This is a genomic window from Halobacteroides halobius DSM 5150 (genome assembly GCF_000328625.1).
Lineage (GTDB): Bacteria > Bacillota > Halanaerobiia > Halobacteroidales > Halobacteroidaceae > Halobacteroides > Halobacteroides halobius.
Genome location: NC_019978.1, coordinates 836,305 through 860,230 on the forward strand (window position 1 = coordinate 836,305; position 23,926 = coordinate 860,230).

The window sequence follows — 23,926 nt, forward strand, 5'->3', positions numbered from 1 at the left end:
TAATTGTAAATTGTTCATTGTCCATTGTCAATTGCTCTTTATATCAATTAAGTATCATTCTTAAGTCGGAGTTATAAACTAATTTAAAGTGAGGGAAGATAGATGAAGTTAGGAATTATTGGAGCAATGGAAATAGAGATAGAATTATTAAGAGATGATTTAGAGCTACAAAATACATTGCATAAAGCAGGGATGGATTTCTATCAAGGAATTTTGCATGATAAAGAGGTTGTATTAGTTAGAAGTGGGATTGGAAAAGTAAATGCTGCAATCTGTACTCAAATTTTAATTGATCAATTAAATGTAGACCAGATTATTTTCACTGGAGTAGCAGGGGCTATTGATACGACTTTAGAGGTTAAGGATATAGTAATATCTACTGATCTAGTACAACATGATATGGATGCATCTGCTTTTGGTCATCGAGAGGTGGGGGAGATACCAGAGCTAGATAAAGTTTCTTTTGCAGCTGATAAAAATTTAATTTCTTTAGCAGAAGATATAGGAGAAGAAGTAACTAAACAAGAGGATATTCAAGTGGTAACAGGACGAATTTTATCTGGTGACCAGTTTATTGCTAATAAGAATAAAGTAAAGGAGCTTAAAGAAACATTTGGTGGTTTCTGTACTGAAATGGAGGGAGCAGCAGTAGGACAAGTAGCTTATTTAAATGATACTCCATTTGTGATTATTAGGTCTATATCTGATAGTGCAGATGAAGAGGCTGATATTTCCTTTGATGAATTTGTTAAGGTAGCTGCTAGCCATTCTTACCAGATAGTTACTAGGATGTTAGATAGGCTATAATGTTTAATCTTAAATAACAGTTGACGATTAGATGTAATTATAATATAATGAGTTCAAAATGAATATAGTTTATAGGCGAAAATAGAGGAGAGTAAATATAGTGAAAATTATAGCGAACTAGGGATGGTGGAAGCCTAGGAATAGAAGCAATATTGAAGATCACCTCTTAGCTATTTTTTTGAAATTCAAGTAGAAAGAATCGGCCACAGACCGTTATCCTGTATTGAGTGGCATATTATTATATGCTAATTAGGGTGGTACCGCGATTATAATCTCGTCCCTTCTGGGGAGGGGTTTTTTATTTTTTTGTTTATAATAAATAGGAATTGTTAAATTAAAAAAGAGGGGTGTAAAAAATGGGTTATAAAGACACTTTAAATTTGCCTGATACGGAATTTCCAATGCGGGCCAATTTATCTGAACGTGAACCTAAATTTCAAAAGTTTTGGCAAGAGAATAATATTTACAAAGCAGCACTAGAACAAAGAGAAGGAAAAGAGCAGTTTATTTTACATGACGGTCCACCATATGCTAATGGGGATATTCATATCGGACATGCTTTAAATAAAACCTTAAAGGATGTTGTAACTAGATACTATCATTTACAAGGGTATCAAAGTCCTTATGTTCCAGGGTGGGATACTCACGGGTTACCAATTGAGCATAAAGTAACTAGTGAATTAGATAAAGATGAGAGAGAAAAACTATCTATTCCCGAATTAAGAGACCAGTGTAAAGATTATGCTCTAAATTATGTTGAGAGGCAAAAAGGGCAATTTAAAAGGCTAGGAGTCTGGGGTGACTGGGATAACCCTTATATTACTCTTCAACCAGAGTATGAAGCTAAGCAAATTGACGTTTTCGGTAAGATGGCTTTAGATGGATTATTATTTAGAGGTTTAAAGCCTGTACACTGGTGTACAAATTGTGAGACTGCTTTAGCCGAAGCAGAGATTGAATATGAAGATATTAATGGTCCATCTATCTTTGTTAAATTCCCTGTCAAAGAAGGTAAAGTACTAGGTGGAGAAGAGTTAACAAGTGATGATTATGTAGTAATCTGGACGACTACTCCGTGGACTATTCCAGCTAATCAAGCTATTTCTATTCATCCAGATTTTGAGTATGTAATAGCTGAAACTGAGACGGGAAGATTAGTAGCTGCTAAAGAATTAGTAGCTGAGATGATGGAAATTTGTGATATTGAAGATTATAAAATTGCAGCCGAATTTAAAGGTGAAGAGTTAGAAGGTGTTATTTGTAATCATCCATTTTTTGACCGAGAGTCACCATTAATTTTAGGAGATCATGTTACGCTAGAGCAAGGTTCTGGTTGTGTTCATACAGCTCCAGGACATGGTCATGAAGACTATGTAATTGGGCAAGAATATGATTTGGATGTATATGCACCAATGGATGATAAAGGTGTCTTTACTGAGGAAGCTGGAGAAGATTTTGTTGGTAAGCATTATGATAAAGCCAATATTAAGGTTACTGAGTTATTAAAAGAAGATGATTTATTAATGAATTTAAACTTTATTGATCACTCTTATCCACATTGCTGGAGATGTAAAAATCCAGTTATCTTTAGAGCTACTGAACAGTGGTTTGCTTCTGTAGAAGATATTAAAGATGAAGCTTTAGATGCTGTTAAGGAAGTAGATTGGTACCCTGAGTGGGGAGAAGGAAGACTAGCTAATATGATTGAAAATCGCAATGATTGGTGTATTTCACGCCAGAGAGTTTGGGGAGTTCCAATTCCTATCTTTTATTGTGATGATTGTGGTGAGCCATTAATTACAGAAGAAAGTATTGCAGCTGTTAAAGAATTATTTGCTAATGAAGGGTCTGGTAGTTGGTACCAAAAAGATGTAGATGAAATCTTGCCAGAGGAAATTAGTTGTGGAGATTGTGGTCATAATGACTTTACTAAAGAATATGATATTATGGATGTCTGGTTTGATTCAGGGGCGAGCCATGCTTCTGTACTAGAGAATTATGATATCTTAGATCGACCAGCTGATTTATATTTAGAAGGAACTGATCAGTATCGAGGTTGGTTTAACTCTTCTTTACTAACTTCTATTGCTGCTAGGGGAGAAGCTCCTTATAAAGCAGTTGTAACTAATGGATTTACTGTCGATAAAAATGGTAAAAAGATGTCTAAATCAGTTGGTAATGTAGTTTCCCCACATGAAGTAATTGATCAATATGGAGCAGATATCTTAAGGTTATGGGTTGCTTCTTCTAACTTTAAAGAAGATGTTAGAATTTCTGATAAAATCTTAAGTGAAAATTCTGAAGTGTACAGAAGAATCAGAAATACTGCTCGTTATATTTTAGGTAACTTATCTGATTTTAATCCGCAAGAAGATGCAGTTGCTAGTGAAGAACTAACTGAGATTGATCAGTGGGCACTAATGAAGTTACAAGAATTATTAAAAGTTGCTGAGGATGCTTATGAATCTTATGAATTCCATAAAGTTTATCATGCTGTGCATAACTTTTGTACTGTAGAGATGAGCTCTTTCTATATGGATGTACTAAAGGATAGATTATATACACTAGCAAAAGATGATCGAGTGCGTCGATCTGGTCAGACTGCTATGTATGAGATTTTAATTACTCTAACTAAGATTGTAGCACCAATTTTAGTTCATACAGCAGAAGAAATTTGGCAAAACCTACCTGAAGGTAAGGAAGCTAAAAGTATCTTCTTAACTGACTGGCCAGAAGTTAATGAAGAATATTTAAATGATGAGTTAGCTGAGAAGTGGAGTAAATTCTTAGAGATTAGAAAGGATATTTCTAAAGCAATCGAATTGGCCCGGGAAGAAAAAGTAGTAGGCCATTCATTAGATGCAGCAGTTAAATTATATCCTACTGAAGATCAGCACCAGTTATTAGATCACTTTGGAAATTTAGCTGAATTATTAATAGTTTCTGATCTTACATTAGCTACACCAAATGCTGAAGCTAATGAGGAAAATCTTTATACAGGTCAAAATACAGATATTAAAGTAGCAGTTACTCAAGCACCAGGTGAAAAATGTGATCGTTGTTGGAATTATAGTCCAACAGTAGGTCAGAATGAAGAGCATTCTGATATATGTGCAGAATGTTTAGAAGTTGTTAAAGAGTTACAATAAATTAAAGGCTTGCAATTTGATTTCAAATTGCAAGCCTATTTGCTTTTTTATCAATATTAAGCCTGAACTTAACTTGAAAAATGTCTTAGAAATATGTTATATTATTAAGTAGTTTAAAAAACAATAATCAATATAACTTTTACAGATAATTACATATAAAATCGAGTATACTGTAAGGTTTAATTTAGGGGGGATAATTATGTCAATCGAATTGATTAATATTGGATTTGGTAATATTGCAGCAGCAAATAGAATTATTGCAATTGTTAGTCCTGAATCTGCTCCCATAAAAAGGGTCATTCAGGATGCAAGAGATAGAGGGATGTTAATTGATGCTACGTATGGTCGAAGAACTAGAGCTGTTATTATTACTGATAGTGATCATGTTGTCTTATCAGCTGTTCAACCTGAGACCGTTTCTCAACGTTTAAATGATGACGCTAACAGTGATGATTAATTTGGAAGGAGCGAAAGTGAATGCTTGAACAAAAGGGAAACTTATTTATTCTATCTGGGCCATCTGGAGTAGGTAAGGGAACAGTCTTAGATGCTCTATTAAAAGACTATAATGATATATGTTATTCTATATCAACTACTACTAGAGAACCTAGAAAAGGTGAAGTTGATGGTGAAGATTATTTCTTTGCTTCAGAAGATGAATTTAAATCTTTAGTTAAAAAAGATGAATTTTTAGAGTGGGCCAAGGTACATAATAATTATTATGGGACACCTAAAAAATATGTTGATAAAACTTTAGAAGCTGGGCAAGATGTTATTTTAGAAATTGATATTCAAGGTGCTAAACAGGTTAGAGATAAGTTTGATGGTGGCATTTTTATTTTCTTAGCGCCCCCTTCTTTAAAAGAATTAGAAAGCAGAATTAATAAGCGAGGTACTGAAACTAAAGATGCAATTGCTACTAGACTAGAGAATGCTAATAAAGAATTAGAGGAAAAAAAGAATTATGATTATTTAGTTGTTAATGATCAGGTAGAAGACGCAATTAAGAAAATTGAAGCCATTATTATTGCGGAAAGATGTAGGCTATAAATTTAAGGAGGTACTAATATGCATTTATCTGAACCACATTTAAGTGAAGTTTTAAAAAATGGTAGTTCTAAGTTTGCTAATATTTTGGTTGCAGCAAAGAGGGCCAAAGAATTGAAGGATGGAGCAGATCCGTTATTAGAAGAATATGATGGAATCAAAGATGTTTCTAAAGCTTTACAGGAAGTTGCAGCAGGTAAAATAGAACCTAATTTAAATAAAGAATAGGTGTAAGTTATGTTAAAAAATAAAACTATTGTGGTAGGGATTACTGGTGGGATTGCTGCTTATAAAGCAGTAGAGATTACAAGTCGCCTTAAAAAGTTAGGGGCAGAGGTTCATGTAATTATGACTAAATCAGCAACTGAATTTGTTAAACCCTTAACATTTCGGGCAATAAGTCATAATCCAGTAACAGTTGATATGTTTGCTGAACCTCAAACTTGGGATGTAGAACATATTTCATTAGCTAAACGGGCTGATTTAATGTTAATAGCTCCTGCTACTGCTAATCTTATAGGGAAGATAGCAAACGGAATTGCTGATGATATGTTATCTACTACCGTTATGGCTACTCAAGCAGAAGTTGTTTTATCTCCAGCAATGAATGTAAATATGTATCAAAATCCAATTGTACAAGAGAATTTATCTTATCTAGAAGATAAAGGTTACCAAATAATTGAAGCTGATAAAGGTTATTTAGCATGTGGAGATGAAGGTAGAGGGAGATTCCCTAAACCGGAAGAGATTGTTAAAACTTGTTGTGCTTATTTATTAACTAAAAATCAAGTTGACTTAGCTGGTAAGAAAGTATTAGTTACTGCTGGTGGAACTAAAGAGACTATAGATCCAGTCCGTTTTCTAGCTAATCACTCTTCTGGTAAGATGGGCTATGCTTTAGCTAGAGCTGCAAGAGCTAGAGGAGCAGATGTAACTTTAATTTCTGCTCCTACAAATTTAAACCAACCTAAGGGAACTGAACTTATTGAAGTAACGACTGCTGCTGAAATGTATCAAGAAGTAATGAATTATCAAAGTGAAGAAGATATAATTATCATGGCGGCTGCAGTAGCTGATTATAGGATTTCAGAGGTGGCAACTAATAAAATTAAGAAGAATGATGAAAAGTTAGAATTAAAGCTAGAGCGGACTAAAGACATCTTAGCTAAATTAGGTCAACTAAAGCAGCCTAAGCAAGTGTTAGTTGGCTTTGCAGCTGAAACTAATAATTTATTGCAGTATGCTAAAGAAAAGTTAGAGGCTAAAAATGCTGATTTAATAGTTGCTAATGATATTACAGGGGCTGATATAGGATTTGGAGCTTCTGATAATCAAGTTACAATTATTAGTACTAAAAGTAAGCGAAAAATTCCTCAGGCTAATAAACTAAAAATTGCTACTCAAATTTTAGATGAGGTTAGTAAGCTATTAGAGGAGGAAAAATAATGAAAGAAGTTGAAGTAGAAAGCTTTAAATTGGATCATAGAAAGGTAGATGCTCCTTATGTTAGAGAAGCTGGGAAGATTATAACCCCTAGTGGAGATGTAATAAAAAAATATGATTTAAGGTTAATGCAGCCTAATCAAGGGGCAATTTCTACAGCAGCATTGCATAGTCTAGAGCATTTATTAGCTAAGTATATGAGACAAAGAATAGATAATATTATTGATTTATCTCCAATGGGGTGTCGAACTGGTTTTTATTTAAGTAAAATTGGAGAGACTAGCCTTGAAACAATAGAGGAAGCTTTAGTTACTTCTTTACAAGAAGTATTAGCAACTAAAGAAGTTCAAGCTACTACAGCTAAAGAATGTGGAAATTATCGGGATCATTCTTTATTTGGAGCTAAAGAATATGCTCAGCAAGTTTTAGCAGGGTTTAAAGAGTAGTTTCTTGACAATTAATAGTAGTTAAATTATAATTAATGGTAGTATAGTTGTAAGGTAGAAGGTAATTAGTAGAAAATAAAAACCGTAGGGTAGTAGCTAAAGAAGCAAACTATAATTAATTCCTTGGAACCAAGGGATAGCTATGCCCACTTCTTTTGAAGTGGGTTTTTATTATTAAAGGAGGAGTTAAAAAGATGAGTAGGAAAGTAGTTTATTTATTAATTTTATTATTAGTAGTAGGTCAAGTAGTAGGATGTAGTAGTCAAGAGGCCACTAAAGGAGATAAAATAAAAATTGGAATTACTCAAATTGTAGAACACCCTGCTTTAGATGCGGTTAGAAAAGGTTTTATGGATGAATTAGCTAAACAGGGCTATAAAAAGAAAGATGTAGTTTATGATTATCAAAATGCTCAAGGAAATATGTCAACGGCTCAGACTATAGCAACAAATTTGGCCCAAAGTAATTTAGACTTAGTATTAGCAATTGCTACGCCAACAGCTCAAGCAGTAGCAAACCAGATTAATAATACACCGATTTTATTTTCAGCGGTAACTAATCCTAAAGGGGCTGGATTAGTAGATAATTATCAAAATCCGACTGGAAATATTACAGGAACTAGTGATTTAAGTCCTGTTGGTAAACAGCTTGAACTCTTTACAAAGCTAAATCAAGATATTAAACAAATTGGTATTATTTATAATTCTGGTGAAAGTAATTCAGTCTTTTTGGCTGATCTAGCTAAGCAAGAAGCTAAAGAATTAGGTTTAGAGATGGTTTCTGCTACAGTTACTACTAGTAGTAGGGTTTATCAAGCAGCTCAATCATTGGTAGGTCGAGTTGATGCTATCTATGTACCAACGGATAATACAGTTGTGTCTGCTATTCAATCTGTTATTAAAGTAGCCAATGAAAATAATCTACCATTAGTTGTAGGCGATAATAATTCTGTTAAAGCTGGAGCACTAGCTACTTTAGGAATTAATTACTATAAATTAGGACGTCAAACAGGTCAAATGGCAGTTAAGATATTAGAGGGAACAAAACCAAGTCAAATACCAGTGGAGAGAATTAAAGAAGCAAACTTAATGGTCAATCTTAAGGCTGCTAAAAAGATGGATATCAATCTGCCTGATAAATTAATTAAGCAAGCTAAGAAAGTAATTAAATAGAGGTGGCAATTATGAATTTAAATATACTATTAAATCCTATAGAACAGGGACTAGTATTTGGTGTTATGGCTTTAGGTGTTTATCTTAGTTTTAGAATTCTTGATTTTCCTGATTTAACAGTAGATGGTAGCTTTCCGTTAGGGGCTGCAGTAGCTGCTAAGTTAATTTTAGCAGGACAGCCTCCTTTATTAGCAACACTTGTTGCTTTTGGTTGTGGTATGCTAGCAGGAAGTGTTACTGCAATTTTAAATACTAAGCTAAAGATTACAGGTTTATTATCTGGTATTTTAACGATGACTGCCCTATACTCAATTAATTTACGGATAATGGGGCGGGCTAATATTCCTTTATTAGGTCAACCTAAGGTGTTTGGATTATTTGAATTTTTGAATTTATCTTCTCGGATAAATACCTTGTTATTCTTTATAGTTTCTGTAGCAATCACTAAATTAGCTATTGATTGGTTTTTAAGCACAGAATTGGGTTTAGCTTTACGAGCTACAGGTGATAATAAGGATATGATTAGAAGTTTAGGGGTTAATACTGATAATACAGTTATATTAGGTCTAGCTTTATCTAATGGGCTTGTTGCTTTAGCTGGAGCTTTGGTAGCTCAATACCAAGGTTTTACAGATGTGAGAATGGGGATTGGAATGATTATTATAGGTCTTGCATCAGTTATTATTGGTGAGACAGTGGTTAAAAATAGTACTATTAAGTGGGCTACTTTAGGAGTTATTGTGGGCTCAATTGTTTATAGAGCGGTAATTACTTTAGCATTAAGAATGAATTTGAATCCAAATGATTTAAAATTAATTACATCTATACTCGTAATTATTGCTTTAGGAGCACCTACTGTTAAAGAGAAATGGAGTAGAAAAGAGGTGTTAACAGATGCTCAAGTTAAGCAAGGCAAAGAAAGTATTTAATCCAGGTACCATTAATCAAAATGTTGCTTTACGAGGGATAGATTTAACGTTAGATGAAGGAGAATTTGTAACAGTAATAGGTGGTAATGGGGCTGGAAAGTCTACTTTATTAAATGCAGTAGCTGGTAGCTATGGGTTAACTACAGGACAGGTCATAATAGATAATCAGGATTTAACTTCTGCTGCGGACCATCAACGGGCCAATTTAGTTAGTCGTGTTTTTCAGGATCCGCTACAAGGAACAGCAGCTAATATGACAATTGCAGAGAATTTGGCCCTAGCTATCAAACGAAAAGCCAAATTAAGTCTAAGCAGAGGAGTTACTAAAAAGCGGAGAGAAAAATTTAAAGAAGAGTTAAGTATTTTAGAATTAGGTTTAGAGGATAGATTAGATGATAAGGTAGGGCTATTATCAGGTGGCCAACGTCAAGCATTAACCTTAGTCATGGCAACAATTGAAGAACCAAGTGTTCTATTATTAGATGAGCATACTGCTGCTTTAGACCCTAAAACAGCAGAAAAGATTACTAAGATTACCAAAAAATTAGTTAAGCAGCATAATCTAACAACTTTAATGGTTACTCATGATTTAGAGCAAGCACTAGAATTAGGTAGTCGAACAATAATGATGGATAATGGTCAGATTGTACTTGATGTAGCTGGAGAAGAGCGAGCGACAATGACTATTAATGATTTATTAGAACAATTTAATCAAGCTAGCGGTCATAAAATAACTAATGATCGGATTTTATTGGCCCAATAGGTCATAATAAGATTATTTTTTTAATAATTACTTGACAATGCACTTTCAAAGATGATATTTTATTATTCAGAGGTTAATAAGTGGCGAGGATTTATTCTTTAAATTAAAAAACGGTATACTATATTCTGTATAAGAGGATGTGATATACCCTTTTTTAATTGGGAGGATTAAACTATGACAAAAGGTCAAATAGAAGCAGAAATCAGTAATGCCTTAACACAATGGGAAAAAGAGTTTTTAGGTCGAGGATCTGTTATGGTCAAGACAGATATTCTTCGGGATACGATAATTGTTGTTTTAAAGGGGATATTAACACCTGCTGAACATAAGCTTTCTGAAACAAAGGAAGGCTTATTATCTGTTAAAAAAATTCGTGCTAATTTAGTAGAAGCAGGTAGAGAGCAATTAGGTGAAATTATTAAAGAGAAGACCAGTGAGGAAGTAGTTATGTTTCATACTGATATTAGTACGCAAACTGGCGAACGAATTATGGTTTTTAGATTATCCTCTGATTTAGAGAAAAAACTGAATTCTTAATTAGAGTGATTCGGGAGATTTTCAAAAGTCCATTTTAGAGGGCAGTTGAAAATAAATCGATTATCTTCTAATATAATTTAGTAATAACTAATGATAGTTATTTAGTCTTAGTTTAGAAGTATTATAGATTTTAATATCGTATGTAGTAAGAATCATATAAAAATAAAAATTGAGTTGACAGGTAGAAGAAAGGTATACTATACCAGTCGAATGCAGGTCAACACCATAGTTAACTAATTTAATTTTAGTTAATATGGTGTTGGCCTTTTTTAGTTAGATACAAAATTGTTTTATTAGGTAAATTGATTATATTTGAATTAGCTAGCTTAAAATTATCTATAATAAGGGGTGATAATAATCTAATGCAGTTTTGAAGAATAATATTAATGTAAGAGGTGATATAGAAGATAACTTTTAGAATTAATTTCTTGGTATAATTATTATTTGTTATGTATAAACATTGATGAATTTAGCTTTATATGGTATTATAATTTTAATTAATTAAATTATTAGATAATGAGGAGGAAATAATTTTGGCAAGTATAGTAGAATCGAATAATTCTAAAGAGAGCAAAAGATGGATTTATATTCCATTGGGACTTATAATATTTATGTGTATGGGAACAGTTTATTCTTGGAGTGTTTTTAGGAAACCATTACAGGAGTTTTTTAATGTAGGAGCAACTGAAAGTGGTTTACCATATATGTTATTTTTGGTATCTTATGCAATAGGGATGCCAATTGCAGGTGGGTATATTGATAAGTACGGGCCAAGAATCATGACTATAATTGGTGGATTATTTGTTTCAGTTGGTTGGCTTTTATCAGGATTTGCTTCTAGTATTACAGTATTGTCTTTAACTTATGGTGTAATTGCTGGATTAGGAGTAGGAATAGCTTATGGTGCTCCAATGGCAGTAGCTGCTAAGTGGTTTCCTGATAAAGAAGGTTTAGCAGTAGGATTAACTTTAGGTGGTTTTGGACTATCACCTTTTGTAACTGCCCCAGTAGCTAACTGGTTGGTAACTAATTATGGTCCTTTTGCAACATTTAAAATTATAGGAATAGTCTTTGCTATCATTATTACTGTGTTAGCTATTCCATTAAAATTTCCAGAAAATAATTTGGAATCTAGTGATGATGCAGAAAGTAAAAGACAAAATGTTAATTTAAGTACAAAAGAGATGTTAAAAACATCAAGTTTTTATGGATTATGGATATGTTATGTTATAGGAACTTTAATAGGATTGATGGCAATTGGGATTTCCAGTCCTGTAGCAGAAGAAATAGTTAATTTAGATGCTAGTACTGCTGCTTTTTTAGTATCTTTCTTTGCTATTTTTAATGGGGTTGGACGACCTATTTTTGGTGGACTTACAGATAAGTTAAATCCTAAGAAGGCAGCTTTGATTTCTTATTCTTTGATAATTTTGGCTTCTATTTTAATGTTGAATGCTGGGCCAGGAGATACTATTTTATATAGTATTTCATTTGCTTTATTCTGGTTAAATCTAGGTGGTTGGTTAGCTATAGCTCCGACTGCTACTGGAAGCTTTTTTGGACCTAAAAATTATAGTAAGAATTATGGTTTTTTATTTACTGCCTATGGTGTAGGAGCTATACTTGGAGGTTTACTTTCAGGTAAGATTAGGGATGTTTTAGGTAGTTATATATATGTCTTTTACCCAACAATTGGTTTTGCAATAGTTGGAATAATAGTTGCAATGTTTATGCTAAAAAAGCCTACAACGGAAAAATAATCTTTAGCTATAGGAAAGGAGTAGATTTTTAAAAATCTACTCCTTTCTTTATTTATAAGCAGAAAGAGAATATAATTTATTGATAGTAACTAGTTTATATCCTTTTTGTCTTAAGGTTTTAATGATTATTGGTAAGGCTTTAATGGTAGGAGTTAAATCTTGGCTTGGCCCACCAGCAGAATGGAAGAGGATATTTGCTCCATCATGAATTTTAGGTAAGACACGATTTATGATTTCTTCTTTTGATTTGGCTTTCCAATCTAAGGAATCAATAGACCAGTGAATAATTTTATAATCTGTCTGCTCTAATTTGTTTAATAAATCATTAGAAATAGCTCCATAAGGAGGCCTTAAAAGATTAGTTTCATAATTTATGATTTCTGAGATTGTCTTTGTAGTATTGTTTATTTCAGAATTAAGTTCAGATTTGTTTAATTTAGTTAAATTAGCATGGGACCAGCTATGGTTACCAATTGCATGTCCATCAGCTTTTATCTTTTGGACTATTTTAGGATTTTTCTTAGCTAATTTCCCTAACAGAAAGAAGGTAGCTTTAGCATTGTATTCATCCAATACATCTAAAATTTGTGGAGTATATTTTTTATCTGGTCCATCATCAAAAGTTAAAGCAATTTTTTTTACTGTTGGCCCTCTGCGAAATACTTTTTTGTTTGATTTAAATGAAGCAGTCTTTTGTTCAGGAACTTTGAGGAATTGATTAGGATAAATTAAATTTGGATGACTAATATTATTCAGTGTTACTAGCTTAGAAATAGTAGTATTAAATCTTTTGGAGATTTGAAATAATGTATCTCCATCTTTAACAGTATAAGCATAACTAGTACCTGCTGTAGAAAATAAGATGAGTAGTATAAATATAAGAAATAAATTTGTTTTAGTTGATAACAACTAGTCCACCCCCTTTTAGGACAAGAATAGAATAACATATATAATACTAACTTAGCAAGCTGTAAATTTTAGTAATCTGATTATGATAAATATTATCAATATTGACATAACTTATTAGTTATGATATGATTATCTTAGTCAATTAAATAACTGAAAATGCATCGAGAGTAGTGGAGGGACAGGCCCAAAGAAGCTCAGCAACCGCCTTTAAAGGGAAAGGTGCTAATTCCTGCCAGGAGTTTTCTGGGAGATGTATAATTTAATTACTTATCTCTCCTGACAGGGGAGATTTTTTATTTTGTGCTATAAAATATTGCATATTGCAAAGAATAATCTTACTAAGTGATTATTAATTGAATTTATTGGAGGTAATAATATGTTAGAGAACAAATCACTTTTCACTTCTGAATCAGTAACAGAAGGCCATCCGGATAAAGTGTCAGACCAAATATCAGATGCTATACTAGATGCAATTTTAAAAGAAGATCCTCATGCTAGGGTAGCTTGTGAAACAACAGTTACTACAGGGATGGTTTTGATTTCAGGAGAAATTTCTACTGAGTGTTATGTAGATATTCCTAAAATTGCTCGTAAAACAATTAAAGAAATTGGTTATACTAGGGCTAAGTACGGATTTGATGCAGAAACTTGCGCTGTATTAACATCTATTGATGAACAATCTCCTGATATTGCTATGGGAGTAGATGAATCTTTAGAAGCTAAAGATAGTGGAGAAGAAGAGATTGGAGCTGGTGACCAAGGGATTATGTTTGGTTATGCTACTAATGAGACCAAAGAGTTAATGCCTTTACCAATTACTTTATCCCATAAATTAGCAAAAAGATTGGCTAAAGTTAGAAAAGAAGGTATATTAGATTATTTAAGACCTGATGGTAAAACACAAGTTACAATAGAGTATCAAGATAATCAACCAGTTAGAGTGGATGCAGTTGTGATTTCTACTCAACATCATCCTGAGATTAAATTAAAGGATTTAAGAGATGATTTAATAAAGTATGTAGTTAACCCAGTGATTGATTCTCAATTATTAGATGGTGATACTACATATTATATTAATCCAACTGGTCGATTTGTAATAGGTGGTCCTCAAGGAGACGCTGGCTTAACTGGTAGAAAGATAATTGTTGATACCTATGGTGGGATGGCTCGTCATGGAGGAGGAGCATTCTCTGGTAAAGATGCTACAAAAGTAGACCGTTCTGCCTCTTATGCAGCCCGTTACGTAGCTAAAAATATAGTAGCAGCTGGTTTAGCAGATAAATGTGAAGTTCAGTTATCTTATGCTATTGGTGTAGCTCATCCTGTTTCAATTATGGTTGATACATTTGGAACAGCTAAAATTAATGAAGCTAAAATTGAAGAATTAGTAGATAAACACTTTGATTTACGTCCAGGACAGATTATTAAAGAGCTTGATTTAAGTCAGCCAATTTATCGTCAAACAGCTGCTTATGGTCATTTTGGTCGTCCTGATTTAGATTTACCTTGGGAAAGAACTGATAAAGTTGATATTTTAAAAAAGAAGCAATAAATTAAGGAGGTAGTAAAATGGGAAGAATTATAGAACCAATTAAAGAAAGAAGATCTATTAGAAATTATAAGAATAAGGAAGTGTCAAAAGAGAAGATTAGAAAGGTGTTAGAAGCTGCAAATTGGGCTCCTTCTAATGGTAATAGCCAACCTTGGGAGTTTGTTGTAGCTAAAGATGAATATGCTAAAAAAATTAGTAAAGTATTTTATGATTGGGCCAAGGATTATATTCCTAATGCAGATTATATACCAGAAGAAAAGAAAAAAGCTATGTTAGAGTACTCTAAAGATTTTGGTGGAGCACCAGTCCAGATTGTAGTAACCTATCAAACTGGTGAAGATGAAATTGAGACTGAAGAATCTTTAATGGCTGCAAGTGCTGCTATTCAGAATTTAAGCTTAGCAGCTTTAGAAGAAGATTTAGGAACAGTTTGGATTGCTGGTCACATTGCTCATGCAGATAGAACTAAAGAGATTATAGATTTAGCTGAAGATAAAAAAATTGCTGGTATTATCCCAATTGGGTATCCAGATATAGATCCAGCTGCTCCACCCAGAAAAGACCCAAATTTAGTTGAGAAGGTCAAGTGGTTAGGATTTTAATAAAGTAAATTGCCCGTGCTTCTAGTTTAGAAGGGCGGGTTTTTTATAGGAGGGAGAAGATGACTAAATCATTAGAAATTTTAATTATGTTTGACTCTAATTTTACTGCTGAGCAATTAAATAAGTTACAAGAAATAATCCCTAATGGAATAGTAAATAATGTTGCTTATGATAATGTTAGTGTGGAAATGCTAAATAGAGCAGATATTATCTTTGGTTGGCCCACAGAGGAAGAACTACAAGAAGCCAAAAACTTACAGTGGTTACATTTGCCCAGTGCAGGAGTAGATGAGTATGCTAATCAAGATTTATATCATAGTTCAGATATTATAGTAACCAATTCTAGTGGTGTGTATGGTCTACCAATTGCTGAGCATGTTTTTAGTTTGATCTTAGCCTTCAATAGAAATCTACCTCATTATCTAAAACAAAAGCAAAAGAAAGAATGGCACCGCAAGGAAACGCGCAAGGATTTATGGGAGTCTACAATTGGCATACTTGGTCTAGGGGATTTAGGAAGCAAAGTTGCTAAAAGGGCTAAAGCTTGGGAAATGAAAGTGGTTGCTGTTAATCGAACTATAAAAGAAGCACCAGATTATATAGATTGTTTATATGATCCTACAGGAATCGATCAATTATTAGCTCAGTCAGACTATATTGTCTTGGCCCTACCTCAAACTGAAGAAACCAAAGGAATAATTTCAACTGCAGAGTTAAAGCAGATGAAAGAAGATGCTTTTCTTGTTAATGTTGGTCGAGGTTCACTAATTGATCAACCAGCTTTAATTAAGGCGTTAAAAAAGGAGTGGATAGCTGGAGCAGGATTGGATGTTACTACCCCTGAACCATTACCTAAAGATAACCCTTTATGGGAATTATCAAATGTAATATTAACACCTCATTATTCTGGTAATTCCCCGACTAATTACCAACGTCTATTTAATATATTTAGTAAAAATCTGAGACATTATATTACAGAAGAATCTTTAGAGAATGTAGTAGATTTTAAGGCTGGATATTAATACTAAAAAATTATTATTAATAGGAACTTTATCCCTAGTAGTTTAATATAATAAAATAAGACTGCTTATAGAAAAGAGGGGATAAAGATGTCTAGTAATCAACTTTCAATTCGGGATTCTTTTAAATTTGCTTGGAGAATTCTAAAGAATAACTTTTCTGTATTAGTTGGCCCGTTGGTATTATGGGGGGTAGTCTTTTTATTAGGACTATTCATTCCTAGAGGAACTTCGATTTTATCTTTTATAGCAGGTTACATTAGATTACTAGTTACATTAGGAATTGCTAATTTATTATTACAATTATATGATGGTTTAAAAGTCAGCTGGGAAGATATGATTTTTAATCAGCAAGTTTATGTTATTTTATTTTTATTATCTGCGGTTATTTATTTAACTTCTGCTTTATTGACTACTATAGCAGGCTTATTTAATAGTATGATTGCCAGTTTCTTATTAATGGGGTTAGGGGTATTTTTATTTATTAGGTTCTTTTTAGCAGGATATTTAATTATAGATAAAGATTTAGCATTGATAACTGCTTTACAGTTAAGTTATGTATTAACTGAGGGAGTAGTTCTTAAATTGCTTATTTTGTGGTTATTGACTGTAGCACTTAACATATTGGGAATTTTTCCAGGTTTATTGTTAGGTCTGATATTTGTCAGTACTCCACTTAGTTTAGGAGCAACAGTATTTATTTATCGCAACCTGTTAGAAAGATTAAACTTTAATTTTGAAGAACCTATATTTATTCAAGATATAGATTTAAATGATTAAATTTAACTTAAGTGATATAAAGCTTCACTTTTAATTTACAATTAACAATTGACAATTGACAATTAGAACCCCTTAAAACCTTTCTAAATCAAGGGTTTATACGATTTTTAAGTTTAATTGTAAATTGTTCATTGTCCATTGTCAATTGCTCTTGATATCAATAATATTTCACTAATAAAGGAGAATAAGAAATGGAAAAAGCAACTTTTGCGGCAGGATGTTTTTGGGGAGTTCAAGCCTTATTTGATAGACTAGAGGGAGTAGAATCTACTAGAGTGGGTTATATTGGAGGAAATATTGATAATCCAAGTTATGAAGAAGTATGTACAGATAAAACCGGACATGCTGAAGCAGTAGAAATAATTTATAATTCAAGTATAATTACTTATCAGCAATTACTAGAAGTTTTTTGGGAAAATCATAATCCAACAACTTTAAATAAAGAGGGATCAGATGTAGGAACTCAATATAGGTCAGCTATTTTTTATCATAACCAAAAGCAGCAAAAGAAAGCACAGCAATCAAAAAAAGAATTAAATGCTAGTGGAAGATATGATGATCCAATTGTAACAGAAATAATATCTGCTACTAATTTTTATGAGGCTGAAGAATATCATCAAGATTATCTTAAAAAGAATCCAGGATCTTGTCATATATAAAAGGGTTGGCTGCCCAACCCTTTTTATAAATTTAATAATCTGATCCTAAAATCAATAGTATAAGGATTAAGAAGACAACATAAGCACCATCATCATAGACATTTCCCATATTTTACACCCCCTTATAAAAGTTATTCTTTATTAGTCACTTAAGAGTAACAAGATTAGGACTAAGAAAACAACAAATACCATATTATCATCATAATGGGCCATATTCTGTCACCTCCTTCTCTTGTTTGTATATAATATGAAGTTAACACATTTTTTGTTAAAGAATGATATAAATTATTTTTGATTATTATTAACTAAAATAAAATTGGGTGTATTAAATTCATCTAATCTAGGGGACAATAATAGAAACTGTGATAAAGGTGAGATATTATGCTAAATAGATTTAAGGATTTTCAAAAGAAAAGAATGGAGATATTTCGTGAGATAGTAAAGCAAGGCTGGGATGAAAAATTAAGTAATTATAATCTAGATGAATTAGCTAAAGAAATAAAAGAAAAGTATAATTATCAAGATAAGGATATGACTTTTATCAAGGATCATATTAGAGTAGCTTTAGGTCTTGATACAAAAGAAGATATGAACTTTTCGAATGAAGCTCAAGCGGCACTTAATCATGGACAAGTAAAAAGACCTGTAGTTAATAAAATAGAGGGAGCTTGTCAATATTGTGGTAAAGAGTTTGAAACAAATGATTGTTATGAGTCTTGTAAGTATGAGGCTCAGATGTATAAAAGGACTAAAGGGCCAATTATAGTTAATGATAAATGCTTAAGTTGTGGTAATTGTGTTTCTAGTTGTTCGTTTGGTGCTATAGCTGATAAAATAGAATTTGTTCCTTTGCTTAAACTACTAAAAGATGAAACGACCCCTGTATATGCTACAGTTGCCCCCTCAATAGTAGGGCAATTTGGTGATGATATTACTATGGGCCAATTAAGAACAGCTTTAAAAATGCTAGGATTTAAGGATATGATAGAAGTAGCTTTATTTGCTGATATGCTAACAATTAAAGAAGCCTTTGAATTTAATGATTTAGTCAATAAGCAAGGAGACTTTTTTTTAACTAGCTGTTGTTGTCCAGTCTGGATTGGTTTAGTAGAGAATAATTATCCTCAACTTTTTGAACATATGTCTCCTGCTTTATCACCAATGGTAGCTTCAGGTAGGGTTTTAAAAGAACTTTATCCAGAAGCTAAGGTAGTCTTTATTGGCCCGTGTATAGCCAAAAAGTCAGAGGCTAAAGAGGAAGAGTTTAGAGAAGATATTGACTTTGTATTGACCTTCAATGAATTAGAAGAAATTTTTAAGGCTATTGATATAGATTTTAATCAATTACCAGGAGATGAAAAGGACCAAGCTTCTTTTGCAGGAAGGGTTTATGCTAGAACGGGTGGAGTAAGCTTTTCTGTTAAAACAGTAGTCAATAGAATAGCCCCCCGAAGATTAATTAAATTTAATGCTAAAAAGGTTGATGGAGTAGGAAAATGTAAAGAAATATTAGAGACTTTAACCCAAGAAGAAGAAATTGATGCTAACTTTATAGAAGGAATGGGTTGTGAGGGAGGTTGTGTAGGAGGGCCAAGAACTAACATTGAGGTAGATAAAGCAACTAATATGGTAAATGAATACGGAGAGGACTCCCTAATAATGACCCCATTTGATAATATGAATTTAATTAAGATTTTAGAAGAGTTAGGTGCTGATGATATTGAAGAAATAGCTAAAGATGATAAAATATCATCTCTTTTAACAAGATAAAAAACCAGGGCCAATTATGGTACCTGGTTTTTTTATTGTTAGATAGGATGGAGTTGATATTTAGGTTAATTATCTGTTATAATGTTACAAGCTACAGAAAGGAGTCTATTGATATGAATACAAAAAAGAGTTGGACAAGATTTGTAGTTGGATTAGCTATTGTAAGTATCGGACTAGTATTAATTATTAAAGCCAATTTAGGAGTTTCTCCTTGGACAGTATTTCATATTGGTTTAACTAAGTATTTTCCGCTAACTGTAGGAACAGCTGGTCAAATAACCGGTTTAGTAGTAATTATAATTAGTTTTATGGTTGCTCGTGTAAAACCAACTTTCGCTACTATTATTAATATTTTATTAGTTGGTTTTCTAATTGATTGGCTGATGCCTCTGGTTCCACATCCTACTACTATATTTATGAAATATTTATATTTAGCAACAGGGATAATTATCTTTGGTAGTGGAGCTGGTACTTATATTTCAGCGCAGTGTGGTACGGGACCTAGAGATAGCTTAATGATGGCTTTAGATGAAAAATTAGATTTTAAACTAGGCTTGATTAGAAATGGAATTGAGTTGATTATTTTAGTTGTAGGTTATTTTTTAGGTGGTCCGGTAGGTATTGGTACGATTTTTACTGCTTTAGGAATTGGCCCGATAGTAGAGTTTTCTTTAAATTTAATGAATACTTTATTTAGTAATTCTTATCTACAAGCTAATAGTTAAGGTGTGATCATTTTGTAATTCAATTTACACGAGGTAAGGCAAATGATATAATGATTGTACTATATTATATTATGTAAGTTATTTATGAAGGGATGGAATTATATGTTTAAATCTAAAATAAGCGGATATATTATTTGGTCTTTATTATTTTTACTATTGGGGTCTATAATCCCACTAATTAAATTTGGAAAATTAATAGTACTTACCATGATGCCCTTAATTATGTTCATAGGAATAACTTGTATGAAGTTTTTTACAGTTAAAAAAGATAAGTCAAGAATTACTATGGTAGATATAGATAAAATGACAGGTTTAGAATTTGAAAAGTTTTTGGGGGTTTTATTCTCTAAGCAAGGTTATCAAGCCGAAGTGACACAAGCTTCTAATGATCAAGGTGCAGATTTATTAATTAAAAGATCTAGTAAGCTTTTTTGGCGAAAGAATAAAACTGTAATCCAAGCAAAGCGTTATAAAAATAATGTAGGAAATAGTGCTGTACAGGAAGTAGTAGCAGCTAAAGCACATTATAATTGTAAATCTGCAATGGTAATCACCAATAGTAAGTTTACTGCAGCAGCTAAAAAATTAGCTATTTCAAATAAAGTTAAGCTGTGGGATAGAGATAAATTAAAACAAGAGGTTAAAAAAAATCCAGTTTCTTTTACAGACTTAAAGGGAGTAAACATGACATGAAGTTGTATTTAGATATTAAAACTAAAATATTTCTATTAATATTGGTCTTTAATCTAGTATTAATAGTAGCTCTAATTAGTCTTTCTTTAACTTTGTTTAACCAGGCATTTACTCAATTTGCAGTAGAAAGCCAAGCTATAAAAGAAACTTCTCAGGCAAGCAATCACTTAAGGGATACCTTAAATTTAGTTAATAAACAATTAATAGTAATTGGTCTGATAGCCTTAATTATTGCTATGATTTTAAGCTATATAATTGCTAAAAAATTTGCGGACCCACTAAAGAAGTTAAAGAATATTTTTATTAAAGGAGCTCAAGGTGATCTATCAGTTAGAGCTAGTATTATAAAGTCTAGTTCTGAAATTAAAGAAGTTGCAGATAGTTTCAACCAAATGATGGATAGGATAAGTGAACTAACATATCGTGATTTATTAACTGGGGTATTAAATTTTAGCTATTTTCAAGATAAGCTTAGTTTAGCCTTAGATAATTTGGAATCTGATGAAAAATTAGTATTATTTACTATAGGAATTGATGACTTTAAAACAATTAATGATAACTATGGATATCATACTGGAGATAAAATAATAAAAAAATTAGCTAATCGTTTGATAAGAAGTTTAGATGATAATGTAGTAGCAAGACATGGTGATGAGTTCTTTCTCTACTTTACTGAAAGTACTAAAAGAAGCCAAATTATTAATTTAGGAAGAGAAATTTTGGATAGAATAAATCAACCTTATGAAATTGAAGGAATGATTATTTATATTACTGCTAGTTTAGGGATTGCAATTTATCCTCAAGCAGGCACTACTAATCAAATATTAATCAAACATGCAAGTATGGCAATGCATCTGGTTAAAAATAGAAGCGAGCAAAAGATGGAGATTTATTCAGCTAATATGGAAGAAAAATTGTCAAAAAGATTAAAATTAGAAGCAAAATTACAGGAAGGCTTAGAAAAAGAACACTTCCTGCTTCATTATCAGCCATTATTTAATAGTAAAGCAGAAGAGATTGTAGGTGTAGAAGCATTAATTAGATGGCAAGAACCTGGAGTAGGTATGATTTCTCCGGGAAAGTTTATTCCCATAGCAGAGAGAAATGGTATGATAGTTAAAATAGGAGATTGGGTACTAAAAAGGGCTTGTAAACAATTAAAAAAGTGGCATCAACTTGGCTATGAAGATATATACATATCTATTAATATTGCGCCCCAACAATTTAGTGACGATGATTTTGTACATAAAGTAGAAAGTATATTATTAGAAACTAAACTAGACCCTAGTTATCTAGAGTTAGAAATTACTGAAAGGGCTACTATGAAGAATATTGAACATACAATCAATATGTTGGGCCAACTTCGGGAATTAGGTGTTAAAATTGCAATTGATGATTTTGGAACTGGTTATTCTTCATTAAGTTACCTAAAAGAATTTGCAATTACTAAATTAAAGATTGATAAGTCATTTGTAATGGATTTAACCACCAATAGTAAAAATCTTGCTATTACGGAAACCATTATTATGATGGCTCATAATCTTAATTTGGAAGTGACAGCTGAAGGAGTAGAAAATAATGGTCAATTAGAGCGTTTAAAGGAGCAAGGTTGTGATACCTTACAGGGATACTTTCTTAGTCTGCCTTTACCTGAAAATGACTTATTAAAGTTATTAAAAATAAAAAAATAATTTTTAAGGGGTACCATATTGGTATCTCTTATTTAATTTGTTAATATTATCTATAACCACTCCATATAATTAGTTATTAGTTAGGAGGGGTAAGAATGATTTTTCAATGTGTAGATTGTGATTTTCAGTTGGATTTATTAGAACAAAAGTATTATTTATGTCCTAATTGTGGCTCTAAAATGTATCAAAAGAAAGTATTGAATAAACTACAGGTAGGTAATAAAGGAGTTAAAGCAGTATTAGAGCAGTATCAAAAAAGGGTAGATAAAGATAAGTTAGAAGAATTGATTGCTAAAGAGAACAAGATAACTAAGAAGGCTAATAAAGCTGGATTAAGAAAAGTGAAAGACTACATTAAAGCATTATTTTCTTTAGTTAAAAACAATGGAGCATCTAATTATAATAAAACAATTGCTGGAGGAGCTTTATTATACCTGCTTAATCCAATGGATTTTATTCCTGATTTTATATTAGGGTTTGGATTAATGGATGATTTAGTTATAATTATGATAGCGGTTTCTATTATAGGGACTGATTTAAATAAGTACTTAACAACTGATTCAACTTTGAGTAACAACTTATTCTATTTAATTCAACCTAAAAGCGATTATATTAATAATCAATATACTGAACAAGAAGGAGTAAGGGTATTATATCTTCATCCTGACCAATTAGATGAATTTGGGTTACAAATTTTAAATAATAATTTAATCCAAACATCTAAATTATATGTAGGGCATCCTTATTTTTATAAGATTTTAATTCCCTGCGATAGATTTGATCAATATATAAGTAATGACTTAATTGATGAAGAAATTAGTCTGTTGGCTGCTTTAGGAGCTAAAAAAGTTAAATATCAAGTCCATAATTTTGAACAACTATCTTTATCAGGTGAGGTTGACTTTAATTTATTTGATCAAATAATTGCGGGAGAAGTTAAAGCACGTAAGAGAGGGTATAAATATACTAAGCAAGAAAAGAGTTTAGAATTTAATCAAATATCTAATTATAATCTAAATCAATTAGAAGAGTTGGTGTGGTATTTTACTCATCAAAATCAATTTAATGATATAATAAAAAATAGGGTTTTAACAGACTTAACCACAGAAGAGATTACGTTAGAGTATAGTACTAGTAATTTTTTAAATTTGGATACGAGAACTAAAATAAATCTTAAAGCAGATATTGATGGAAGGTTTAAAATGTCTAATGTGATTCATAAAAAAGTTAACTATAAGGTAAAATTTTATCCTAGACCACAAGTGGTAGAGAACAACCCTCAAGATTATTATAAGCAGGCTCAAACTAAGTTAAGAGAGCGGAGGATAGAATTAAAGGATAATTATAAGAAGTATTAACTTCTGTTAACAGCTAAAGTTATTCATCAAAAGCCAACAAGGAATATTAATTGATAACTTGAATAACAATAGTGGTAAGTTAAAGAGAATATTAAAAATTATAATTTAGAGTAAT

The 23,926-nt window shown here is 31.9% G+C and carries 23 protein-coding genes, 1 riboswitch and 1 other annotated feature; of the genes, 22 read left to right on the forward strand and 1 reads right to left on the reverse strand.

Features of this window, described 5'->3' with window-relative positions:
• The first annotated feature begins 102 nt into the window (after positions 1 to 102).
• The 12 genes from HALHA_RS04200 to HALHA_RS04255 all read left to right on the forward strand — a co-directional run bounded on the left by HALHA_RS04200 (position 103) and on the right by HALHA_RS04255 (position 12,053).
• The gene (locus tag HALHA_RS04200; protein WP_015326547.1) at positions 103 to 807 is read left to right on the forward strand and encodes a 5'-methylthioadenosine/adenosylhomocysteine nucleosidase; all 705 of its coding nucleotides are present in this window, start codon (positions 103 to 105) and stop codon (positions 805 to 807) included.
• Between the two features lie 69 nt (positions 808 to 876).
• Positions 877 to 1,092 (forward strand) — a binding site (T-box leader).
• Positions 1,093 to 1,163: 71 nt separating this feature from the next.
• The gene (ileS, locus tag HALHA_RS04205) at positions 1,164 to 3,956 is read left to right on the forward strand and encodes an isoleucine--tRNA ligase (RefSeq protein ID WP_015326548.1); all 2,793 of its coding nucleotides are present in this window, start codon (positions 1,164 to 1,166) and stop codon (positions 3,954 to 3,956) included.
• Positions 3,957 to 4,155: 199 nt separating this feature from the next.
• Entirely contained in the window at positions 4,156 to 4,413 is a 258-nt protein-coding gene (gene remA / locus HALHA_RS04210; protein WP_015326549.1) for an extracellular matrix/biofilm regulator RemA, read from the forward strand.
• Between the two features lie 20 nt (positions 4,414 to 4,433).
• Positions 4,434 to 5,006 (forward strand): guanylate kinase, encoded by a 573-nt coding sequence (gmk, locus tag HALHA_RS04215; RefSeq protein WP_015326550.1) that lies wholly within the window; start codon positions 4,434 to 4,436, stop codon positions 5,004 to 5,006.
• An 18-nt stretch (positions 5,007 to 5,024) separates the two neighbouring features.
• On the forward strand, positions 5,025 to 5,231 hold the full coding sequence (gene rpoZ, locus HALHA_RS04220) for a DNA-directed RNA polymerase subunit omega (RefSeq protein WP_015326551.1): 207 nt from the start codon (positions 5,025 to 5,027) through the stop codon (positions 5,229 to 5,231).
• Positions 5,232 to 5,240: 9 nt separating this feature from the next.
• Complete coding sequence (gene coaBC, locus HALHA_RS04225) at positions 5,241 to 6,449, forward strand: bifunctional phosphopantothenoylcysteine decarboxylase/phosphopantothenate--cysteine ligase CoaBC (RefSeq protein ID WP_015326552.1); 1,209 nt, start codon at positions 5,241 to 5,243, stop codon at positions 6,447 to 6,449.
• Entirely contained in the window at positions 6,449 to 6,892 is a 444-nt protein-coding gene (locus HALHA_RS04230) for an S-ribosylhomocysteine lyase (protein ID WP_015326553.1), read from the forward strand. The genes coaBC and HALHA_RS04230 overlap by 1 nt, the downstream gene beginning before the upstream one ends.
• A gap of 194 nt (positions 6,893 to 7,086) precedes the next feature.
• Positions 7,087 to 8,064 carry an ABC transporter substrate-binding protein gene (locus HALHA_RS04235; protein ID WP_015326554.1) on the forward strand — a complete coding sequence of 326 codons (978 nt, stop codon included), beginning with the start codon at positions 7,087 to 7,089 and terminating at the stop codon, positions 8,062 to 8,064.
• Positions 8,065 to 8,075: 11 nt separating this feature from the next.
• Positions 8,076 to 8,993, forward strand: a complete 918-nt coding sequence (locus HALHA_RS04240; protein ID WP_015326555.1) for an ABC transporter permease — start codon at positions 8,076 to 8,078, stop codon at positions 8,991 to 8,993.
• A complete protein-coding gene (locus HALHA_RS04245; RefSeq protein ID WP_015326556.1) occupies positions 8,959 to 9,756 on the forward strand; it encodes an ABC transporter ATP-binding protein in 798 nt (265 codons plus the stop codon). Before HALHA_RS04240 ends, HALHA_RS04245 begins: the two co-directional genes overlap by 35 nt.
• A 174-nt stretch (positions 9,757 to 9,930) precedes the next feature.
• Positions 9,931 to 10,293, forward strand: coding sequence for a Na-translocating system protein MpsC family protein (locus HALHA_RS04250; protein ID WP_015326557.1), 363 nt, complete (start codon positions 9,931 to 9,933; stop codon positions 10,291 to 10,293).
• A gap of 533 nt (positions 10,294 to 10,826) precedes the next feature.
• Positions 10,827 to 12,053 (forward strand): L-lactate MFS transporter, encoded by a 1,227-nt coding sequence (locus tag HALHA_RS04255; RefSeq protein ID WP_015326558.1) that lies wholly within the window; start codon positions 10,827 to 10,829, stop codon positions 12,051 to 12,053.
• Between the two features lie 48 nt (positions 12,054 to 12,101).
• Here the strand turns inward: HALHA_RS04255 and HALHA_RS04260 are convergent, their stop codons facing one another.
• Entirely contained in the window at positions 12,102 to 12,962 is an 861-nt protein-coding gene (locus tag HALHA_RS04260) for a polysaccharide deacetylase family protein (protein WP_015326559.1), read from the reverse strand.
• A 155-nt stretch (positions 12,963 to 13,117) separates the two neighbouring features.
• A riboswitch (SAM riboswitch) is annotated at positions 13,118 to 13,219 on the forward strand.
• A 119-nt stretch (positions 13,220 to 13,338) separates the two neighbouring features.
• On the opposite strand from HALHA_RS04260, the gene metK reads away from it, so the two are divergent.
• The 10 genes from metK to HALHA_RS04310 all read left to right on the forward strand — a co-directional run bounded on the left by metK (position 13,339) and on the right by HALHA_RS04310 (position 23,811).
• Positions 13,339 to 14,514 (forward strand): methionine adenosyltransferase, encoded by a 1,176-nt coding sequence (gene metK, locus HALHA_RS04265; RefSeq protein WP_015326560.1) that lies wholly within the window; start codon positions 13,339 to 13,341, stop codon positions 14,512 to 14,514.
• 17 nt (positions 14,515 to 14,531) lie between these two features.
• Positions 14,532 to 15,116 carry a nitroreductase family protein gene (locus HALHA_RS04270; RefSeq protein WP_015326561.1) on the forward strand — a complete coding sequence of 195 codons (585 nt, stop codon included), beginning with the start codon at positions 14,532 to 14,534 and terminating at the stop codon, positions 15,114 to 15,116.
• A 59-nt stretch (positions 15,117 to 15,175) separates the two neighbouring features.
• Positions 15,176 to 16,138: a D-2-hydroxyacid dehydrogenase gene (locus tag HALHA_RS04275; protein WP_015326562.1), complete on the forward strand. Its 963-nt coding sequence runs from the start codon at positions 15,176 to 15,178 to the stop codon at positions 16,136 to 16,138.
• An 87-nt stretch (positions 16,139 to 16,225) separates the two neighbouring features.
• On the forward strand, positions 16,226 to 16,915 hold the full coding sequence (locus HALHA_RS04280) for a hypothetical protein (RefSeq protein ID WP_015326563.1): 690 nt from the start codon (positions 16,226 to 16,228) through the stop codon (positions 16,913 to 16,915).
• 191 nt (positions 16,916 to 17,106) lie between these two features.
• Complete coding sequence (gene msrA / locus HALHA_RS04285) at positions 17,107 to 17,574, forward strand: peptide-methionine (S)-S-oxide reductase MsrA (protein WP_015326564.1); 468 nt, start codon at positions 17,107 to 17,109, stop codon at positions 17,572 to 17,574.
• Between the two features lie 381 nt (positions 17,575 to 17,955).
• Positions 17,956 to 19,344 carry a [Fe-Fe] hydrogenase large subunit C-terminal domain-containing protein gene (locus HALHA_RS04290; protein WP_015326565.1) on the forward strand — a complete coding sequence of 463 codons (1,389 nt, stop codon included), beginning with the start codon at positions 17,956 to 17,958 and terminating at the stop codon, positions 19,342 to 19,344.
• 113 nt (positions 19,345 to 19,457) lie between these two features.
• On the forward strand, positions 19,458 to 20,069 hold the full coding sequence (locus HALHA_RS04295; protein ID WP_015326566.1) for a YczE/YyaS/YitT family protein: 612 nt from the start codon (positions 19,458 to 19,460) through the stop codon (positions 20,067 to 20,069).
• Between the two features lie 243 nt (positions 20,070 to 20,312).
• Positions 20,313 to 20,762 carry a restriction endonuclease gene (locus HALHA_RS04300; protein WP_211205042.1) on the forward strand — a complete coding sequence of 150 codons (450 nt, stop codon included), beginning with the start codon at positions 20,313 to 20,315 and terminating at the stop codon, positions 20,760 to 20,762.
• On the forward strand, positions 20,759 to 22,453 hold the full coding sequence (locus HALHA_RS04305; protein WP_015326568.1) for a putative bifunctional diguanylate cyclase/phosphodiesterase: 1,695 nt from the start codon (positions 20,759 to 20,761) through the stop codon (positions 22,451 to 22,453). The genes HALHA_RS04300 and HALHA_RS04305 overlap by 4 nt, the downstream gene beginning before the upstream one ends.
• Positions 22,454 to 22,548: 95 nt before the next feature.
• Complete coding sequence (locus tag HALHA_RS04310) at positions 22,549 to 23,811, forward strand: YkvA family protein (RefSeq protein WP_015326569.1); 1,263 nt, start codon at positions 22,549 to 22,551, stop codon at positions 23,809 to 23,811.
• The last annotated feature ends 115 nt before the right edge of the window (positions 23,812 to 23,926 follow it).

What these genes read in the sequence shown, in the direction of transcription:
- HALHA_RS04200 (WP_015326547.1), top strand. Translation starts at nt 103, where the DNA reads ATGAAGTTAGGAATTATTGGAGCAATGGAAATAGAGATAGAATTATTA.
- ileS (WP_015326548.1), top strand. Translation starts at nt 1,164, where the DNA reads ATGGGTTATAAAGACACTTTAAATTTGCCTGATACGGAATTTCCAATG.
- remA (WP_015326549.1), top strand. Translation starts at nt 4,156, where the DNA reads ATGTCAATCGAATTGATTAATATTGGATTTGGTAATATTGCAGCAGCA.
- gmk (WP_015326550.1), top strand. Translation starts at nt 4,434, where the DNA reads ATGCTTGAACAAAAGGGAAACTTATTTATTCTATCTGGGCCATCTGGA.
- rpoZ (WP_015326551.1), top strand. Translation starts at nt 5,025, where the DNA reads ATGCATTTATCTGAACCACATTTAAGTGAAGTTTTAAAAAATGGTAGT.
- coaBC (WP_015326552.1), top strand. Translation starts at nt 5,241, where the DNA reads ATGTTAAAAAATAAAACTATTGTGGTAGGGATTACTGGTGGGATTGCT.
- HALHA_RS04230 (WP_015326553.1), top strand. Translation starts at nt 6,449, where the DNA reads ATGAAAGAAGTTGAAGTAGAAAGCTTTAAATTGGATCATAGAAAGGTA.
- HALHA_RS04235 (WP_015326554.1), top strand. Translation starts at nt 7,087, where the DNA reads ATGAGTAGGAAAGTAGTTTATTTATTAATTTTATTATTAGTAGTAGGT.
- HALHA_RS04240 (WP_015326555.1), top strand. Translation starts at nt 8,076, where the DNA reads ATGAATTTAAATATACTATTAAATCCTATAGAACAGGGACTAGTATTT.
- HALHA_RS04245 (WP_015326556.1), top strand. Translation starts at nt 8,959, where the DNA reads ATGCTCAAGTTAAGCAAGGCAAAGAAAGTATTTAATCCAGGTACCATT.
- HALHA_RS04250 (WP_015326557.1), top strand. Translation starts at nt 9,931, where the DNA reads ATGACAAAAGGTCAAATAGAAGCAGAAATCAGTAATGCCTTAACACAA.
- metK (WP_015326560.1), top strand. Translation starts at nt 13,339, where the DNA reads ATGTTAGAGAACAAATCACTTTTCACTTCTGAATCAGTAACAGAAGGC.
- HALHA_RS04270 (WP_015326561.1), top strand. Translation starts at nt 14,532, where the DNA reads ATGGGAAGAATTATAGAACCAATTAAAGAAAGAAGATCTATTAGAAAT.
- HALHA_RS04275 (WP_015326562.1), top strand. Translation starts at nt 15,176, where the DNA reads ATGACTAAATCATTAGAAATTTTAATTATGTTTGACTCTAATTTTACT.
- HALHA_RS04280 (WP_015326563.1), top strand. Translation starts at nt 16,226, where the DNA reads ATGTCTAGTAATCAACTTTCAATTCGGGATTCTTTTAAATTTGCTTGG.
- msrA (WP_015326564.1), top strand. Translation starts at nt 17,107, where the DNA reads ATGGAAAAAGCAACTTTTGCGGCAGGATGTTTTTGGGGAGTTCAAGCC.
- HALHA_RS04290 (WP_015326565.1), top strand. Translation starts at nt 17,956, where the DNA reads ATGCTAAATAGATTTAAGGATTTTCAAAAGAAAAGAATGGAGATATTT.
- HALHA_RS04295 (WP_015326566.1), top strand. Translation starts at nt 19,458, where the DNA reads ATGAATACAAAAAAGAGTTGGACAAGATTTGTAGTTGGATTAGCTATT.
- HALHA_RS04300 (WP_211205042.1), top strand. Translation starts at nt 20,313, where the DNA reads ATGAAGTTTTTTACAGTTAAAAAAGATAAGTCAAGAATTACTATGGTA.
- HALHA_RS04305 (WP_015326568.1), top strand. Translation starts at nt 20,759, where the DNA reads ATGAAGTTGTATTTAGATATTAAAACTAAAATATTTCTATTAATATTG.
- HALHA_RS04310 (WP_015326569.1), top strand. Translation starts at nt 22,549, where the DNA reads ATGATTTTTCAATGTGTAGATTGTGATTTTCAGTTGGATTTATTAGAA.